The 15,758-nt window shown below is 62.4% G+C and carries 16 protein-coding genes, 1 tRNA gene and 1 pseudogene; 10 read left to right on the forward strand and 8 right to left on the reverse strand.

Translation table 11 applies throughout. The features are described from left to right. Positions 1-82: 82 nt before the first annotated feature. The 6 genes from RJT50_RS11980 (at position 83) to RJT50_RS12005 (ending at position 4,493) form a co-directional block, all read left to right on the forward strand. Complete coding sequence (locus RJT50_RS11980; RefSeq protein ID WP_313691608.1) at positions 83-559, forward strand: DUF7529 family protein; 477 nt, start codon at positions 83-85, stop codon at positions 557-559. Then, positions 556-1,494 (forward strand): metallophosphoesterase family protein, encoded by a 939-nt coding sequence (locus RJT50_RS11985; protein ID WP_313691609.1) that lies wholly within the window; start codon positions 556-558, stop codon positions 1,492-1,494. The genes RJT50_RS11980 and RJT50_RS11985 overlap by 4 nt, the downstream gene beginning before the upstream one ends. A 256-nt stretch (positions 1,495-1,750) precedes the next feature. Then, positions 1,751-2,197: a site-specific integrase gene (locus tag RJT50_RS11990; protein WP_313691610.1), complete on the forward strand. Its 447-nt coding sequence runs from the start codon at positions 1,751-1,753 to the stop codon at positions 2,195-2,197. Further along, positions 2,182-2,748, forward strand: a complete 567-nt coding sequence (locus tag RJT50_RS11995; protein WP_313691611.1) for a site-specific integrase — start codon at positions 2,182-2,184, stop codon at positions 2,746-2,748. Before RJT50_RS11990 ends, RJT50_RS11995 begins: the two co-directional genes overlap by 16 nt. Before the next feature lie 186 nt (positions 2,749-2,934). Then, entirely contained in the window at positions 2,935-3,795 is an 861-nt protein-coding gene (locus RJT50_RS12000; protein WP_425499675.1) for an IS5 family transposase, read from the forward strand. A 281-nt stretch (positions 3,796-4,076) separates the two neighbouring features. After that, positions 4,077-4,493, forward strand: coding sequence for a universal stress protein (locus RJT50_RS12005; RefSeq protein ID WP_313691613.1), 417 nt, complete (start codon positions 4,077-4,079; stop codon positions 4,491-4,493). Between the two features lie 260 nt (positions 4,494-4,753). On the opposite strand, the gene RJT50_RS18660 is transcribed toward RJT50_RS12005, so the two are convergent. The 3 genes from RJT50_RS18660 to RJT50_RS12015 form a co-directional block, all read right to left on the reverse strand. Further along, positions 4,754-4,900, reverse strand: a complete 147-nt coding sequence (locus RJT50_RS18660) for a rubrerythrin-like domain-containing protein (protein WP_425499676.1) — start codon at positions 4,898-4,900, stop codon at positions 4,754-4,756. Between the two features lie 237 nt (positions 4,901-5,137). After that, entirely contained in the window at positions 5,138-7,027 is a 1,890-nt protein-coding gene (locus RJT50_RS12010) for an SLC13 family permease (RefSeq protein WP_425499732.1), read from the reverse strand. Between the two features lie 366 nt (positions 7,028-7,393). Beyond that, on the reverse strand, positions 7,394-7,726 hold the full coding sequence (locus RJT50_RS12015) for a DUF5789 family protein (protein ID WP_313691614.1): 333 nt from the start codon (positions 7,724-7,726) through the stop codon (positions 7,394-7,396). Positions 7,727-7,819: 93 nt separating this feature from the next. On the opposite strand from RJT50_RS12015, the pseudogene RJT50_RS18755 reads away from it, so the two are divergent. Both RJT50_RS18755 and RJT50_RS12030 read left to right on the forward strand, forming a co-directional pair. Beyond that, positions 7,820-8,586 (forward strand): annotated as a pseudogene (locus RJT50_RS18755) (DUF7972 family membrane protein). A gap of 867 nt (positions 8,587-9,453) precedes the next feature. Further along, positions 9,454-9,945 (forward strand): MOSC domain-containing protein, encoded by a 492-nt coding sequence (locus RJT50_RS12030; protein ID WP_425499677.1) that lies wholly within the window; start codon positions 9,454-9,456, stop codon positions 9,943-9,945. 230 nt (positions 9,946-10,175) lie between these two features. Here RJT50_RS12030 and RJT50_RS12035 read toward each other — a convergent pair whose 3' ends face one another. The 5 genes from RJT50_RS12035 to RJT50_RS12055 all read right to left on the reverse strand — a co-directional run bounded on the left by RJT50_RS12035 (position 10,176) and on the right by RJT50_RS12055 (position 12,275). Then, a complete protein-coding gene (locus RJT50_RS12035) occupies positions 10,176-10,610 on the reverse strand; it encodes a hypothetical protein (protein ID WP_313691619.1) in 435 nt (144 codons plus the stop codon). A gap of 426 nt (positions 10,611-11,036) precedes the next feature. Further along, a tRNA-Val gene (locus RJT50_RS12040) sits at positions 11,037-11,111 on the reverse strand. Positions 11,112-11,145: 34 nt separating this feature from the next. Continuing rightward, on the reverse strand, positions 11,146-11,403 hold the full coding sequence (locus RJT50_RS12045) for a DUF7553 family protein (RefSeq protein ID WP_313691620.1): 258 nt from the start codon (positions 11,401-11,403) through the stop codon (positions 11,146-11,148). A 96-nt stretch (positions 11,404-11,499) separates the two neighbouring features. Continuing rightward, positions 11,500-12,033 (reverse strand): cob(I)yrinic acid a,c-diamide adenosyltransferase, encoded by a 534-nt coding sequence (locus tag RJT50_RS12050; RefSeq protein ID WP_313691621.1) that lies wholly within the window; start codon positions 12,031-12,033, stop codon positions 11,500-11,502. A 2-nt stretch (positions 12,034-12,035) separates the two neighbouring features. Then, a complete protein-coding gene (locus RJT50_RS12055; protein WP_313691622.1) occupies positions 12,036-12,275 on the reverse strand; it encodes a glutathione S-transferase N-terminal domain-containing protein in 240 nt (79 codons plus the stop codon). Between the two features lie 290 nt (positions 12,276-12,565). Between RJT50_RS12055 and RJT50_RS12060 the strand changes: the two genes are divergently transcribed. Together RJT50_RS12060 and RJT50_RS12065 are read left to right on the forward strand one after the other, a co-directional pair. Beyond that, the gene (locus tag RJT50_RS12060) at positions 12,566-13,540 is read left to right on the forward strand and encodes a hypothetical protein (RefSeq protein ID WP_313691624.1); all 975 of its coding nucleotides are present in this window, start codon (positions 12,566-12,568) and stop codon (positions 13,538-13,540) included. Between the two features lie 47 nt (positions 13,541-13,587). Continuing rightward, on the forward strand, positions 13,588-15,750 hold the full coding sequence (locus tag RJT50_RS12065) for a S9 family peptidase (RefSeq protein WP_313691625.1): 2,163 nt from the start codon (positions 13,588-13,590) through the stop codon (positions 15,748-15,750). The last annotated feature ends 8 nt before the right edge of the window (positions 15,751-15,758 follow it).

The raw sequence follows: 15,758 nt of genomic DNA on the forward strand, positions 1-15,758 counted from the left end.
CCGGTACGTATCCGTAGCGGGTCGACGGGAGATCCGCCCGCGAGGGAGTGGATATTTGTGCCGGCGAGCGAAGCCACGGACGATGCCGGACACCACGAACGACGCGTCCAACGCGTGGGCCAGAACGCTGGAGTCGGCCACGGAGATGGCCGAGCAACTGCGCGCAGACGGGTGGGAGGTCGTGACCGTGCGCGCGGGCCACGTCGCACCGGAGGACCCCGAGCACGGCGACACGGATCGGTTCGGCTTCGTCTACCTCGCCCAGGGCGAGGTCGCCGACGACTTCCGTGCGGCCATCGCCGACGGCGAGTTCGACGGCTACGAGGCGTTCAGCCGCCGCGACGGCTCGGATCTGTTCGTGCTCACCCGGATGACGGACGCGGACCGGCGGACGGCCGTGTTGCTCGTCGGGTCGGTGAACCTCGCGCACGCGGGGGACCTCGCGGCCGCCGCACGCGAACGCGGCGAGATGTACTCACACGTCGTCCTGCTCGACGGGACCCACCTCGGCGCGTTCCGCCACGACGACCCCGACGCCTTCCTCCCGGAGGACGTATGACCGGCGACGAATCGGCCGGGTCGCTGCTCGCACGGCTCGACGCGCCCGCGGGGGAGCACACGCGTTTCGCGGTCCTCGCCGACGCGCACGTCTCCACGCGCGAGGAGGGTACCTCGAAGCTGTTCGATCACACCCTCGCGCACCTGGAGGCCGCGGTCGCGGACATCAACGAGCGCGACGTCGACGTCGTCCTCTCGCCGGGGGACCTGACGAAGGACGGCGAGCCGTGGAACTACGACGCCGTGGACGGTGCGCTCGACGCGCTCGAAGCCCCCTTCTTCGCCGTCCCGGGCAACCACGACGTGCCGAAGGCGGGCGACGAGCACGACACCCCGCCGGTCTCGCGCTTCGCCGAGCGCTACGGCCCCGGCCGGCTCCCGTTCCACGTCGAGGTCGGGGGCCTGGACGTCGTCGGCGTCAACAGCGCCGGCACCGCGGACCGCCTGTTCGAGCGCCACGAGGGGCGCGTGGACGAGGAGACGAACGCATGGCTGGCGGAGACGCTCGCTGACGCGGACACCCCGGTCGTGCTCTCCCACCATAACCTCCCGCCGGTCGACGACCAGATCGCGGCCCACCGCGAGATCGAGCCCGAGATGGTGGAGATCCCGGGCATGCTGGACGCCGACCCGTTCGCGGAGGCGCTCGCGGCCGGGGGCACCGATCTGCTCCTCACCGGCCACTACCACCTGCCCGCCACCGGACGGTACGACGGCGTACGCGAGATCGCGACCCCGGCGACCTGCTCGTTCCCGCAGTCGTACCTGCTCTGTGAGACGACGCCCGCGGGGACGGAGATTCGGCTGGTTCCCGTCGCCGACGAGGTCGGACTGGAGACCGGGCATCACGGGCGTGCCGGTGACTCGGCGACGTCGCGGGGCTTGACGGCGATCGCCGCGGCGCGGCTGGCGTCGTTCCCGCTCGTATCGGAGTAGGGTGGGTGTTCCGAGGTTCCGTTCCGGTGAGGGTCGGAACGGATTCGACCACGCCGAGACGTGCTCGCTTCGCCGCGCGCGCCTCGTCTCCTTCGAATCCGCCCACGACGCCGTTTCGATACCACGGACTCCTCGCTCCGCTCGTCGTTGCGAGGTATCAGAAGTGGATCGGGGCGGAAAAAGCGCTAGAGACGCACCGGCCCTTCGCCGCCGTTCACGCGCGGGAGAGGCTCTCTACTGGCGGCCCGTGTGAACTATGACCACGGACAAAGACGAACTGGAGCCGCTTGATCCCGAGATGGGAACCGAGCTGTTCCTCGAACACAAGGCAACTGACTGTACAGATTCGACCGTCCAGAACCATCGGTACCGGATGAAGCACTTCTTAGAGTGGTGCGAAGAAGAAGGAATTGACAACCTCAACAAATTGTCCGGACGGGATCTCCAGCGGTATCGCCTCTGGCTTGCCGACAATAACGAAATCAATGCTGTCACGATGAAGAACATGACATCCGGGTTCCGCGTCTTCCTCAAGTGGGCAGGCTCAGTTGAGGCAGTGCCGGAGAACCTCTACTCCAAGCTGATGATCCAAACGTCCGGCGCAGTCAACAGAGTAGTGAGGACATCCTCGACGCAGAGCGAGCTGAAGAACTCCTCAAACACCTCTCACGGTACGAGTACGCCTCGATGCACCACGTCTTGATTGCGCTCCTGTGGGAGACGGGAATGCGAATGGGCGCTTCCCATGCAGTCGATTTGACGGATGTAAGCTTCGAAGACGAGCGTGTCGAGCTTGTCCACCGTCCCAATCAGGATACGACGCTAAAAAACGGCAAGAGTGGTGAGCGGTTCGTTGCGATGTCCACTGAATTGGCGAAGATGCTCGAAGACCATGTTGATGAGGTTCGACATGATGTCACCGACGACCACGGTCGGGAACCGCTCTTGACCACGGAGCATGGACGAATGTGTCGAACGACGATTCGTCGGAATGTGAACCGGGTCACCGCTCCGTGTTACCTGAATGAGTCGTGCCCGGATTGCAACCATAGTACTCAAGAGAAGTGTCCCGAGGCAGTCAGCCCGCACGCAATCCGTCGTGGCAGCATCACGCACTTTCTCACGAAAGACGTGCCAGTCGAGGTAGTCAGCGACCGCATGGGCGTGAGTCGGAAAGTGCTCGACAAACACTACGACAAGCGGTCAGCTGAGGTGAAACTGGAACAGCGGCGCGGGTATCTCGACGAGGTCTGACCGAATAGCCGAATAGCGAAACAGCTTCGTTTTTGACCCTGTTGACATCCTCAGCAGTTGATAGAACTGGCCTGCTGAATAGAGAGCATGGGCCTTGTTTAGACGCTCAGGATCGACCCAAAAAGGTCATCTCTAGTAAACCCTAGTGTCCTAGCAAAAGCCGCTACTTGTCGAATGCACTAGGGAGTGAAGCGGGTCGGTTTCGGTGTGCTGACGAAGACCGCCCGCTTCGCGAAGACAGTCGTGACGTTCGCTCAAAAAGCCGTCGCTGGCCCGCCGGTACCGGCATACCGACCGGGTGAAGACGGGTATGCCGACTGGGTGATTCTCGCGGTTCAAGGCCTCAAAGAGTACCTCAACCACGAGTACAGAAAGCTGATGGATGTTCTCCGAGAAATGCCGAGAGTCGCGAATCTGCTCGACTTGACGCCTGAAACGCTACCACACTTCTCGACGGTGTGCGCACGAAAGCAGGAGATCCCGATGAAGCGGTGGCGAGCGATGCTCGATTCGTCGGTCGATCTGTACGAGCTCGGAGACGTTCAGGCGATCGACGCAACCGGTGTGGATCGCGTCCAAGCCAGCCAGCACTACGCGAAACGGACGGACTACACGTTCGAAGCGGTGAAAACCACGCTGCTGGTCGATTGTGAGACGAGTGCGATCCTAGATATACACTGTTCGATGAAACAACCACACGATACACAGGTCGGCTGGCAGGTGCTCGTCCGGAATTTGGACGTGTTAGGCACTGTCACAGCGGATAAGGGCTACGACTGGGAGGAACTTCGAACACGGTTACGTGCGGAAAGTATCACACCACTGATTCCGCAGCGAGATCCTGGGATGCGGGGATGGGCGAAAAACTTGCTCATCCATGATCGGGCGTATCACCAACGTTCGAACGCTGAGTCGGTGTTTTTCGGTCTCCGGCGCAGATACGGAGATACGCTCTGGTCGAGAACCTGGTTCGGCCAATTCCGTGAACTTGTCATGAAATCCGCGGTCCGAAACATCGAACGCGCATTAGAGGGTTCAAACTGGTGAAATCTGGCGTCTAAACAAGGCCGAGAGCATGAATTCAGCACTGGGCTGCTGCTTCATTCCAGCAAATCTACGGCGAAATCGCTGTTATGTCTATACGCGTATCGACCATTCGGAGTCTCCGATAGTCGTCCACACTCGCTACGAGACATCGGTTGAATCTGAGTAACGTCAATTAGTTGGTTGGTACTCTCTCTGCATCTGTCTCGGTGCTTCCCTAAAAGGCATCTCAATGAGTCTGCCGGGGGGTGGAGGTTTATACACGTCGGGTACCGAATGGCGATATGGCAATTCTCGTGCCCTACGATGGGTCACACCCAGCGCAGAACGCGATAGAGCATGCGGTCAGAACAACGGGCGACGAGGAGATTATTCTGTTACGTGTCATCGAAGTGGCCAGCGGGTCGATCCAAGCAGGGATCAACCTTGTGCAGGAGAAACTCAAAGAGAAGCAGGAAGAGGAAGCAGATGAGTTGTCTGAAGAGATTGAAACGATTTTGGACGCAGACCGCGTCGAATTCCGAGTGGAAACTGCCGTTGGCAAGCCCTCCAGAGAGATCGTCTCCTTCGCGGAGGAACACGATATCACTCAAATCATCATCGGCAGCCACGGTCGAGAAGGCGTCTCTCGCGTGTTACTGGGGAATGTCGCCGAGAACGTTGTCCGACGTGCCCCAACCACAGTTACCGTTGTTCGCTGACTCAGACCCGGTGTGCGGAATTCATAGTCACGTGTCGTGATAGATAGCTCGTCTGTACTTACCGAAGCGACTCACCACATCGAGGCGAGTTCTCACCAGCGGATTCGATGTGAAACATCCGGTAAGTGGGGTTGCGTATCTATCGCCGTAGTTCCTCGGGGGACCAACTCGTCTACCGGTACCGTCTGCTTGTGTCGGTAATTGTTGATACTGCTGCAACATAACGGCTATCGCGTCATCGGCTACGCCCTCGGCTGGGATCAGTCGTGAGCGACAGTTGTGTCTCGCAGTGGCCCACCACAGTCGGGACACTCATCTTCGTGTTCCGGGTTGTCGACACCATCTCCACACTCTTGACACACATACAACGTGGACTCGGCGGGGGCAGGATCAGTTTCTACCATCATCAATCATTATGTATGGGGGAATATAAGGTATGGGGTCTACTCATCGCGGTACAGTAGCAACGGGGCAGCAATCCATACAATATTGGGACACGTTGGTGGCTACCCACACTGCATCATCCGTCCTTGCTACCCCCTACGTCACGCTCCTCGTTCAACGTGCACATCTCCGTTGAAATCACTGCCCTACCCGATGAGAGAGCTGTCACCGATCGGTCCCTCGGAACTCGCTCGGCTCCGTCAGGTGAGCCCCCAGAAGAACGCGATCCCAAGGACTGTGACGACCGACAGGAGGAGTTGGAGCGGGGCACCGACGCGGGCGTAATCAGTGAACTTGTAGCCACCGGGCCCGTAGACGAACAGGTTCGTCTGATAGCCCACCGGCGTGATGAACGCGGTGGACGCGGCGAAGGTGACAGCGAGGATGAACGCGAAGGGATTCCCGCCGACTTCCTGTGCGGTCGTGACGGCGACGGGGATCATGAGGACGACGCTGGCGTTGTTCGAGATGACGCTCGTGATGAGGCCGGTGGCGATGTAGAACACCCAGAGGACACCCATGACGGGCAGGAACGTCCCGGTGAGGGCGATGATCGACCCGATGTACGTCGCCGCACCTGACTGTTCGAGTGCAATGCCGAGCGGGATCACTCCCGCAAGGAGGAGGATGACGCTCCAGTCGACACCGTCGTAGATCTCCCCGGGTTTGATGACGCCGGTGGCGACCATGGTAACGACGCCGGCGAGCGCGGTCTGTACGATGGTCAGATCGATAGCCGCGAACGCGCCGACACCGGTGATGGACGCGACTGTATCCCAGGGGATACCGACAAGGCCGACGACGGCGACGATGATACCGATAGCCCACGGGATCTTCTCGGTGCGGTAGTCCGCCGTCTCCGATTCGTGAGCAACGATGAAGTCCGGATTCGATGAGAGACGGTCGATGCTGTCCGACGGGGCTTGGACGAGAAGCGTGTCGCCGACGCGGAGTTCGACGTTATCGAGCCGACTCCGGATCGTTTCCCCACCCGAGCGGAACGCGAGGACGCTCGCGTTGTATCGTTCACGGAACGAGGAGGTCGTGAGCGTCTCGCCGAGGAGAGAGGAGCCGGACTGGATGACGATCTCGACGAGCGCCTGTGCGTCTCCCCCGGGTTCGAGTTCCGAGTCGGTGGGTGGCGTGCCGACGAGGTTGAGCCCAGTGAGTTCGCGGAGGGACCCGAGCGTCTCGCGGTCGGTTCGGATCGTGAGGACGTCGCCGGCGCGAATGCGCTTGCTTCCGATCCCTTCGAAGTACGTCTCCCCGTCACGGAGGATCTGCATGATGTCCGCGTCGAATCGGGATTCGTCGATAGCGTCTCCGACCGTTTTTCCGACGATGGCGGCGTCCTCGCGGACGACGACTTCCGTAACGTAGTTCTGGAGTTCGTACTCCTCGATGTAGTCATCCCGGGCGGGGACGCGTTCGGGGAGCAGTCGATGGCCGACCGTCATGAGGTAGAGGGACCCGATGACGAGCACGATGACGCCGAGGGCGGTGAAGGTGAACATCGAGAACGATCGACCGATGAGTCGTTCGGAGACGCTGGAGGCGAGAAGATTCGTGGACGTTCCGATAAGCGTGAGCATCCCGCCGAACATGGATGCGAACGAGAGCGGGATGAGCAGCTTGGAGGGGGAGGTGTTCCCCTTGTGGGCGAGATCGGAGATGATGGGGACGAGGATCGCGACGACCGGTGTGTTGTTGATGAACCCCGAGACCGGGCCGGCGACAGCGATCGTCGCACCGAGTTGCTTGCGCTGGCTGTTCCCGGCGAACGCCGCCATCTTCCGGCCGATGATCTGGACGATACCGGTCTTACTGATGCCGGTGCTGAGGATGAGCATCGCGAGCACGGCGATGGTCGCAGTGCTGGAGAAACCGGAGATCCCCTCCGTGACGGAAACGTTCGTCCACGGCGAGAGGAGGGTGAGCACGACGATGATGAATATCGCCGTGATGTCGATCGGGAGAAGTTCCGTGACGAAGAGGAAAAGCGCCAAGAGGACGACACCAAACACGACGAGCATGTCCGTCGTGACCGGCGGGATCGTCCCGGCCTGCGCTTGAAGCAAGGTGAGACTCATAATTCGGGTTTCAGACATCCATTCATACGGTAGCTATGGGGGTCATATTTATAGGATATAGCAGTCGTACTGATATGATTATTGGATATCCGGCCGTACTTTCGCCACTCTCCCGTGACCCCGACTCTGGCCGTCATACACGACCGCAACCACGCCACGGACTTCGCTCTCAGTGAGGTCAACAGCTCTGTTGAGGGCTTCAACAGCTCATAACTGATACAGCTCTGAATTGTCTCACTACATTCAGTCATATTCTCGGGTGTTTGCTGCATACAGAGAGTGGATTCAGCAGAGAGATACCTACAGACGAAGTATATCTCAGCACAGGCGGTCCAATTTTCGAGTTGAGTGTGTTGGGCCGTTGTGCTATCGGCCGATGAGTCCCAGTACCCGTCTGCGAACGTCCTCGGCTGAGTCATATATCTGGTCATCAGTTGAAGAGAGTACGTCCGCCAGGGATTGCTTGCCGCCCTGCGTTTCAAGTTCATACTCGCCATAGGCCTCAACCAACTCATTTGTCGTGGCTGGATAGTCGTGAGATTTGAGCGCTTCATCAAGATCATCAAGCCGCTCACCAGGGTCGCCGCGCATCGGCTCTTCTTCATCGGCACGGGTCCGTGCCTCCTCTTGCATCCGCTCTCGCTGGCGCTCCTCTTCACGATCCGCTTGCTCATCTCGGCCCTGTTTATCATCTGCCATATGCCGCGGTAGGAGAGCCAGGCGGATAACAGTAGGGCTGAGGAGTCATAGAACAGTTACCACACCAAAGAGCAGGGTGAACGCTAAGGTAGAATGAGTTCAGCGACTCTGCAAGATGATCCTCCGGAAGGACGTCGAGGACGTCATCGAGGAGCCGGTGAGTCCCGCCAGCCGTCGGCGTTTCTGCGGTCGCTCGTGAAACTCACGAAGCGCCACACGGACGCCCTCGCAGACATCGACAACGACAACCTGAACGACCAGGTGGCCGCGTTCACAGAGAACGTAAAGCGGAACGCGGACGCCGTCCAGAGCAATCTCGAAGGCTCCCAGTTTGGGGAGTTCGACGTGGTGTTCTCCGCGCTGAGCTTCAACTACTCGTGGAAGTTGTACGCGGCACGCCGCATCCGCGCGGAGAACGAGGACGTGCTCACCGAGGAAGCGCACCACGCGTTCGACGAACTCATCAACGCGCTCGAACTGTTCGGGCCGGCGCGCGAGCACTTCAAGGCGCTGTACTTCCAGTGGGCGCTCATCGACCTTTCCCGGACGATGCTGTACGCGTCCATCCCCGCGCTCCCCACGGTGGTCGCGGGCGTCGTCTACCTCGAACCGTCGCTGTTCCCGGGGACCGTGTTCGGCGTGCGCACGCTCTCGTGGTGGTGAGCGCGGGCGTGGCCGTCTCTCTGCTACCGTTCGCGTTCCTGTTGTCCTACATTCTTCGCATCGTCACCGTGACGAAGCGTACGCTCTCCATCGGGCCGTTCATCCTCCGGGAGACCGACTGGTCCCGCGACCTTGACTGGGGCGAACCCGAAGCGAAGAGCGAGGAGAACGCGGGCGTCGGCGACGAGGGAGAGTAACGCGGACGTCAGCCGTTCACTCGGCCCATCGGACGTTCTCGTAGCCGAGGTAGCGTCCATCATGTCCTCGAACTCGAACCCCGAGAGATCGTCCAGTACAGCCATCCAGAGATCAGGGTATCATAGAACGAGTTACAGTCCGGCTTCATATCATTGCTAACAGACGCGTTAGAAGCCCCGATTACGACGCGTGTAGAAAACTATCAGGCCGAGTACACAGAGGCTAATCCCCAACCAAAGGTCATCCCGGGCAGTAGTGTAAGAGTCATTGTCACGATACCTGATGACAGAAGCGACCATCCAAGCGTTGTCTGGGATGACATAGTGGTCATAGCAGGGGAGAGCGATTAAATCACTGGAGGAGACATAAGCACATCTACTGAGTGGTTATTTTATTTGTCCTCATGGAGGATATAATATCCTGTGAACGGTTCTATGACAGACTCCGTAGTGCTAACTGCGACTACCGAGAAATCCGGTCGACCGTGCTCCCCTGTCACTCTCCGACTTGGCCTCGTCGTTGTATTAGTCGTCAGCGAGGCGTACCCCGCCCGGGTATCGGCCGTGATGACGATCAGATTCGGCGCTGGGTACGCTGACGCCGGGTCCCCGTCATCGAGGCCAGTCGATCTCACGTGCTCTCAGTACTGTCGCAACCGTGGAATGATGAGTCAGGATAATTCGATCCAGAATGATGGATTAATGATCGTTCTTTTGCGGCGTGCGAGATATAGAGGATGAGTTCACCACGGTGATCGCGTTCTATTCAGGCAGTTACGGCTGAATCAGCCGTTTCGCAGGACTGCAAACCTAACGCGGTTGCTTCTACCAGCAAGATATTGGGCTGGAGGACTAAACTCTGTGAATATGAACAGTGTTGGAACTGTCGAACGCATCTTCACTGCTCCTGAAGCCGAAGTCGAGATGACTGAACGCAGTGAAGTTGAGGCCGTCGCTCGAAGTGGCCTTCGGGGTGACAGATATTTCCGCGAAATAGAAACCGGAACCTTCGTCACGTGGGAGCCAGACGAGGAACGCCACGATGGCTACGATTTGACACTCATCGAGCGAGAAGCCGTTGATGCAATCAAGCGCGATGCAGATATTGAACTCGCTCCCGGCGAACATCGGCGGAATATCGTCACCCGTGAAACCGCACTCAACCATCTCGTCGGCAAGCGCTTCCGTGTCGGTGATGCCATCTGTCGGGGCGATAGACTGTGTGAACCATGTGGGTATCTTCAGGACCTCATCGGGAAAGACGTCCTGGATGCATTGGCCCACCGAGGTGGGCTTCGAGCTGACATCCTCGAAAGTGGAGTGATTCATCCGAGTGACAAAATCGAACCGCTCGATTAGTTGCCGTCATAGAGTCGGCGTCGAAAGAACCCTCCGTATTCAGCACGACCCTCTTGACAGTCAATCAGCGCGCCCGATTCCCGGATAGGTAACTGCTTGACCTGTACTGAGCAATTCATGGCTCATCCAATCGGCCGGAGGAGTGGCAGAACCTAACACCGGCTGAGGATTTCAACGTAGCCACAGGAAAGAATATTCTCATAGTAGAAGTCCGAAGCGAGGGTTTTTGATCAGATGTTATCGAGATACCCCCTCCGCTCCTCTAGTTTCACCTCCTCGGAACGACGGTCGTAGTGCTTGTTAAGGACGTCACGACTTACGTTCACCCTATCGCCGACAATCTCCAAAGGAATGTCCTCGGTGAAGAAGTGCGTAATGCTGCCACGACAGATGGGGTGTGGACTGGCTGCCTCTAGACACTTGTTATCGTCCGCACCGGTACAGCCAGGGCATGGCTCGTTCCGAAAACAACGCGCTGTAGTCCGATACACGACCCTCCGGAACGTGCTCCGTCGCATCCTCCCACGTGAAGTCGTAAACAGCGGCTTCCGACCGTAGTCGTCGACGACACCCTTTCGCGTGTTCTCGATGAAATCCTGAAGGACATCAGCGAGTCTCTCCGTAATCGCAATCGGCCGTTCCCCTGCGCCTCCGTTCTTTAACATCGTCCCCCTCGTCGGGGCGATGGGCGAGTTCGATTCGCTCGTTCGCCACGCCGACGTTGCCGATATCGAGGGGATTAGCACCGCCCAGTCGCATTCCGGTCTCTCAAAGTAACGCGAAGACTGCATGCTCAACAGAAGTATACTGATACCTCACCAGATGCTCGAGAACTGCTTCTTCAGTCTCCAACTCAAGAATTGCGAACCATACTGTCCGCTGTTGGTGGTTATTGAAATCCGCCCCCACCTTTTTATGTGCGTCACTTGATCGAATATCCGGACTCTCGGATGTAGGCGACCCGCGCACACCCGGTGTATGGAATCACACGATTTCACCGCCGTAATACGGTCGGTGAAAATGAGTGCTCGCACCGTAGATCTACCGATAACCGTGATTTCCGCACTGTTAGAAAGCGTACGCAACGCGAATGGGTCGGGGCGGATTCGAACCGCCGGCCTGCTCCGTGTGAAGGAGCCGTCATAACCGGACTAGACCACCGACCCGGCAGCCGAACTACCCCGGTCGGAGACTTAACCCTTACCTCTCGGCGCGGTACGCCGCCAGCCGGTCCCGGGCGTCCCCCACTGCCCGCTTCGTCTCGCCCTCCGCGCGCTCGGAGAGCTCCTTCAGGTCCGCCTCGATCCGCTCGAGTCGGGATGGGTCCGGCTCCGCTTCCTCGCCGACGAACTCCCGGACGCGCTCCTCGATCGGTTCGAGTTCCTCCTTCACGCCCGCCGCCGCGTGTTCGGTCGCGCGACCCAGGTAGTACCGTGCGTCCTCGAAGTGCTTCGACATACCTGTCGTTCCCGAGGCGACGAATAAACGCCTTGTGGCCACTACCCGGTCACTACGCTCACAGTAAACGGAGCCGCCGAACCCGCCGAACGGGGGTCAGTACGTCGGTTCGTCCTCGGGTTCCCCGTCCCGCTGGTTCACGACCCGCGCGAAGGTGAACAGCGCGTCCGACACCCGGTTGAGGTACGCGATGGCCGCCCCGTTCACTGGTTCGTCGTTCGCCAGCGCGACCGCGCGACGCTCGGCGCGCCGGGAGACGGTCCGGGCGTGGTGCAGTTTCGCCCCCGCGTCGCTCCCCGAGGGGAGCACGAAGTTGCGGAGCGGTTCGAGCTCCTCGTCGAGTTCGTCGATCCAGTCCTCCAGCTGTTCGGTGTGTTCGGGACGGACCTGCGGGTCGTCCTCGTCTGGGTCCGGGTTGGCGAAGTCCGCCTGAACGACGTGGAGGTGGTTCTGGACCGCCCGGAGCATCTCGTCGACGTCGTCATGACCCGTCGGCCGGACCGTGCCGATCAGCGCGTTCGCCTCGTCGACCGTGCCGTACGCCTCGATCCGGGGCGACGTCTTCGACACGCGGGACATGTCACGGAGGTCGGTCTCCCCCTCGTCGCCCCGCCCGGTGTACACCGGCATCGTCAGGCGAGCGTCCGATCGACGTACTCCAGGATGTTCGCGGACTCGTTCATCGTCACGCCGCGCTCGCCGTCGACGAGCACGGGGACGGCACGCTGGCCGCTCACGCGCTTGACCTCGTCGCGCTCGGAGTGCATCGCGCCCGTCCACTCGGTCTCGTACTCGACGTCCGCGTCCGAGAGCGCGTCGTGCACCTTCTCACACCACGGACAGCCGTCCAGCGCGTACAGCGTGATGGACATGTTCCCGCCTTGGACGAGCGTGGGGAAGTAGCTTCGGACCCCGCGGGTGACACGCCCGGTCGACCGTGTCGAACGCGTCGACGAGTAAGGGTCGCGCCCGTTCCGCGTGCCAGCGGGTCGACCCGCCCTCCGGACGCGACGACCGGCCCGAATCTGGAGTTCAGCCCCGTTTCCCGGCGTGGAACGTCGTCTCGGGCTACCGTCCGCGAGAACAGTCCGACTCGCGTCAGACGGACGTCGGACGTTCCGAGACGCTTATGAGACGTGAAATGAATCGGTTCCGCGATTCGATGGAACCGAGCGACGGCGTGCCGGAACGGGAGCGGGAGCGTGCCGTGGCCGACCTCGGAGCGGGGTCGCTCCCGGCCAGCGTCGAGCGGCTGGTCGGCCGCTACGACCGGATCATCCCCGAGCGCGGCCGGTACGTGTGGGACTGGCTGGCCGACACGCTCCCCACGTTCCGGCTCGGCTCGGTCGTCCCCGAGCACGAGGCCCGGGCCGACGAGGCGCGGCTGCTCGTCTCCGTGTTCGTCACGACGCTCAACGACCTCTCGGACCGGCGTGAAGACGACGACGCGTTCGAGACGGCCGCCCTGATCCCCCAGGGGGAGTTCGACGCCGCGACCGCGGCCGATCCGGCGGTCGAGCTGGCGGCCGACGCCTGGGACGCGCTCCTCGACCGGCTGGAGGGAGCACCACGGTTCGACACCCATCTGGCGACGCTGCGCCGCGATCTGGCCTGGACCGTTCGCGCCCAGCGTCACGCCGCCTGGTCGGCGCGGCGACCCGCGGAAACGACCTACGAGGAGTGTCTCCAGGAACAGGCTCCGACGATGTGTATGGACGCGCTCGCCACGGTCGATCTGATGTGTTCGCCGACGTTCGACCCGACCGAGGAGCGCGCGGTCCGCGAGGCCGTCGCGCTCGTCGAACCGCTCGGCCGCATCGGCAACTGGCTCACGACCTGGGAGCGCGAGCTCGAGGAGGGTGACCTCGCGAACGGGATCGTCGTGAAGGGCGTCGAGGACGGCGTCGTCTCCCCCGAGGCGGTCCGCCGTGCGAGCGCCGAACCGACGGTTCGTCCCGCGTTCCGCCGTCGGATACGCGAGGCCGGGGTCGAACTGGCCGTCGAGGAGGACTGGCGACGTCGGTACGAACGGGCGCTCGGCCACGAATGGGAGACGGGGACGGTCGATCTCGATTCGTTCGTCGCCGCCATGGACGACGTCCGGCGGCGCCATGACGCGAGCCGCGGGAAGAAGTAGGGTTCCCGTTCCCGAACGGTGAAGTGGCCGCTCTCCTTGCCCCCGCCATGGACGACGGAATCGACGTCGAGGAGCTGTACGACCTCCGGCTCCTCACCGATCTCGCACTGTCCCCCGACGGCGGGCGCGTCGCGTTCGTCGCCAGCGAGTCCGATCCCGACGAGGACGCATCCCGCACGGGTCTGTACGTCGTCCCCGCCGACGGCTCGCGCGACCCGCACCGGCTGACGCGCGCCTCCGCCGCCTCCGCGCCGACCTGGGGACCCGACGGCGACACGCTGGGCTTTCTCGCGGCGCGCGACGAGGACCTCGACCGGACTGCCGGTCGGTCCGGGGACGCGGCCCGGAGCGACGCCGAGAACGGCGAGGACGACGAGTCCGGGGAGGACGGTGACGGCGACGAACCCGACCGGAACGGCGAAACCGACGGCGGCGGGAGCGACGAGCCGAAACCGCAGGTCTGGACGTTCGACCTCGCGCTGGGCGGCGACGCGCGCCAGGAAACCGGCTTCGAGCACGGCGTCCGCGAGTTCGACTTCGCCCCCGACGGCGACCGCCTGGTCGTCTCGGCCCGCGACCCGACCGACGAGGAGCAGTCGTATCTCGACCGGCGGGAGGAGGACGGCCCCATCGAGGTCACCAGGCTCCAGCACAAGCGCGACGGCGCGGGGTGGCTCGACGACGTGACGACGTACCTGTTCGTGGTCGACCGCGAGTCGGGCGAGACCGATCGGCTGGACGACGCCTACGGGGCCGGTTCCAGCGAACCGCTCGCGGGACTCCAGCCTGCATGGGGACCGACCGACCGCATCGCGTTCACCCGCTCGGCCGCCCGGAACCCGGACGACGACGGCTCGATGGACGTGTTCACCATCGGGCCGGACGGCTCCGACCTCCGGCGGCTCACCGACGGCTCGCTCCGCTGTTCCGTGCCGACGTGGAGCCCCGGGGGCGACCGCCTGGCGTTCGCCGGCGGGAACCACGAGAACTGGTACGAGCCGACCGGGGTGTACGTCGCCGAGGACGAGGCGGACGACGGCGGGGCCGACGCCCGGTACGAGTCGCTCTCGGCCGGCCTCGACCGGACGCTGGCCCGAGTCGGGACGATGGCGTGGCTCGACGGGGGGACGGTGGTCGCGCCCATCGCGGACGAGGCGTGGACCAGGCTGGCGGTCATGCCGCTCGACGGCGAGCCCCGCCGGACCTACGAGCGTCAGGGTCGCGGGCGGACCATCTCGGCGTTCGACCACGCGGGCGACACCGTCGCGCTCGGGCTCACGACGCCCGACGACACCCCGCAGGTGTTCGCGCTCGACGCCGGCGAACTCCGGGACGGCGAGACGGGCGGCCCCATCCGGCGGCTCACCTCGCTCAACGCCGCCTGGGTCGCGGACGCGCCGCTGCCCGACCACGAGGTCGTCTCCTTCGAGAACTCTGATCTGGAGGAGATCGAGGCGGTCGTCTACTACCCGTCCGAGTTCGACCCCGAAGCGGACGGCCCGGCCCCGGCCATCGCGTCCATCCACGGCGGGCCGATGAGCTACGACGCGCCGGGGTTCCGCTTCACGACCGCCTGCTGGACCAGCAGGGGGTACGTCGTCGTCAAGCCGAACTACCGCGGGTCGACCTCCTACGGCCGCGCGTTCTCGGAGTCGCTGAAGGGGAGCCGCGGCGACCTCGAATCGGACGACGTGATCTCGGCGATGGACCACCTCGTCGCGGAGGGCGTCGCCGATCCGGACCGGCTGTTCTGTACCGGCTTCAGCTACGGCGGCATCACGACGGCCCACGTCGTCACCAGGACGGACGAGTTCGCCGCCGCCGCACCCGAGCACGGCGTCTACGACTTCTACTCCAACTTCGGCACCGACGACAACCACAACTGGCACGAGTGGGAGTTCGGGATGCCCTGGGAGAACGAGGAGACGTACCGCGACATCTCCTCGATCTCGCGGGTCGACCGGATCGACACGCCGCTGCTCATCACGGCGGGCGAGGAGGACTGGCGCTGCCCGCCGACGCAGGCCGAACAGCTCTACGTCAGCGTCCGCAAGCGCGGCGTTGACGCGAAACTCGTCATCTACCCGGACGAGCACCACAACATCGGCGACCCCAAGCGGGCGACCCACCGCATCGAGGAGCTGACCGAGTGGTTCGAGGCGCACGACCCGGCACTTTCGGGCGACGACGAGGAGCAAAACGAGGACTGAGCCGGCCG

It is taken from the genome of Halobaculum sp. XH14 (assembly GCF_032116555.1).
GTDB classification, from domain to species: Archaea; Halobacteriota; Halobacteria; order Halobacteriales; family Haloferacaceae; genus Halorarum; species Halorarum halobium.

What these genes read in the sequence shown, in the direction of transcription:
- RJT50_RS11980 (WP_313691608.1), top strand. Translation starts at nt 83, where the DNA reads ATGCCGGACACCACGAACGACGCGTCCAACGCGTGGGCCAGAACGCTG.
- RJT50_RS11985 (WP_313691609.1), top strand. Translation starts at nt 556, where the DNA reads ATGACCGGCGACGAATCGGCCGGGTCGCTGCTCGCACGGCTCGACGCG.
- RJT50_RS11990 (WP_313691610.1), top strand. Translation starts at nt 1,751, where the DNA reads ATGACCACGGACAAAGACGAACTGGAGCCGCTTGATCCCGAGATGGGA.
- RJT50_RS11995 (WP_313691611.1), top strand. Translation starts at nt 2,182, where the DNA reads ATGCACCACGTCTTGATTGCGCTCCTGTGGGAGACGGGAATGCGAATG.
- RJT50_RS12005 (WP_313691613.1), top strand. Translation starts at nt 4,077, where the DNA reads ATGGCAATTCTCGTGCCCTACGATGGGTCACACCCAGCGCAGAACGCG.
- RJT50_RS18660 (WP_425499676.1), bottom strand. Translation starts at nt 4,900, where the DNA reads ATGATGGTAGAAACTGATCCTGCCCCCGCCGAGTCCACGTTGTATGTG.
- RJT50_RS12010 (WP_425499732.1), bottom strand. Translation starts at nt 7,027, where the DNA reads ATGAGTCTCACCTTGCTTCAAGCGCAGGCCGGGACGATCCCGCCGGTC.
- RJT50_RS12015 (WP_313691614.1), bottom strand. Translation starts at nt 7,726, where the DNA reads ATGGCAGATGATAAACAGGGCCGAGATGAGCAAGCGGATCGTGAAGAG.
- RJT50_RS12030 (WP_425499677.1), top strand. Translation starts at nt 9,454, where the DNA reads ATGAACAGTGTTGGAACTGTCGAACGCATCTTCACTGCTCCTGAAGCC.
- RJT50_RS12035 (WP_313691619.1), bottom strand. Translation starts at nt 10,610, where the DNA reads ATGTTAAAGAACGGAGGCGCAGGGGAACGGCCGATTGCGATTACGGAG.
- RJT50_RS12045 (WP_313691620.1), bottom strand. Translation starts at nt 11,403, where the DNA reads ATGTCGAAGCACTTCGAGGACGCACGGTACTACCTGGGTCGCGCGACC.
- RJT50_RS12050 (WP_313691621.1), bottom strand. Translation starts at nt 12,033, where the DNA reads ATGCCGGTGTACACCGGGCGGGGCGACGAGGGGGAGACCGACCTCCGT.
- RJT50_RS12055 (WP_313691622.1), bottom strand. Translation starts at nt 12,275, where the DNA reads ATGTCCATCACGCTGTACGCGCTGGACGGCTGTCCGTGGTGTGAGAAG.
- RJT50_RS12060 (WP_313691624.1), top strand. Translation starts at nt 12,566, where the DNA reads ATGGAACCGAGCGACGGCGTGCCGGAACGGGAGCGGGAGCGTGCCGTG.
- RJT50_RS12065 (WP_313691625.1), top strand. Translation starts at nt 13,588, where the DNA reads ATGGACGACGGAATCGACGTCGAGGAGCTGTACGACCTCCGGCTCCTC.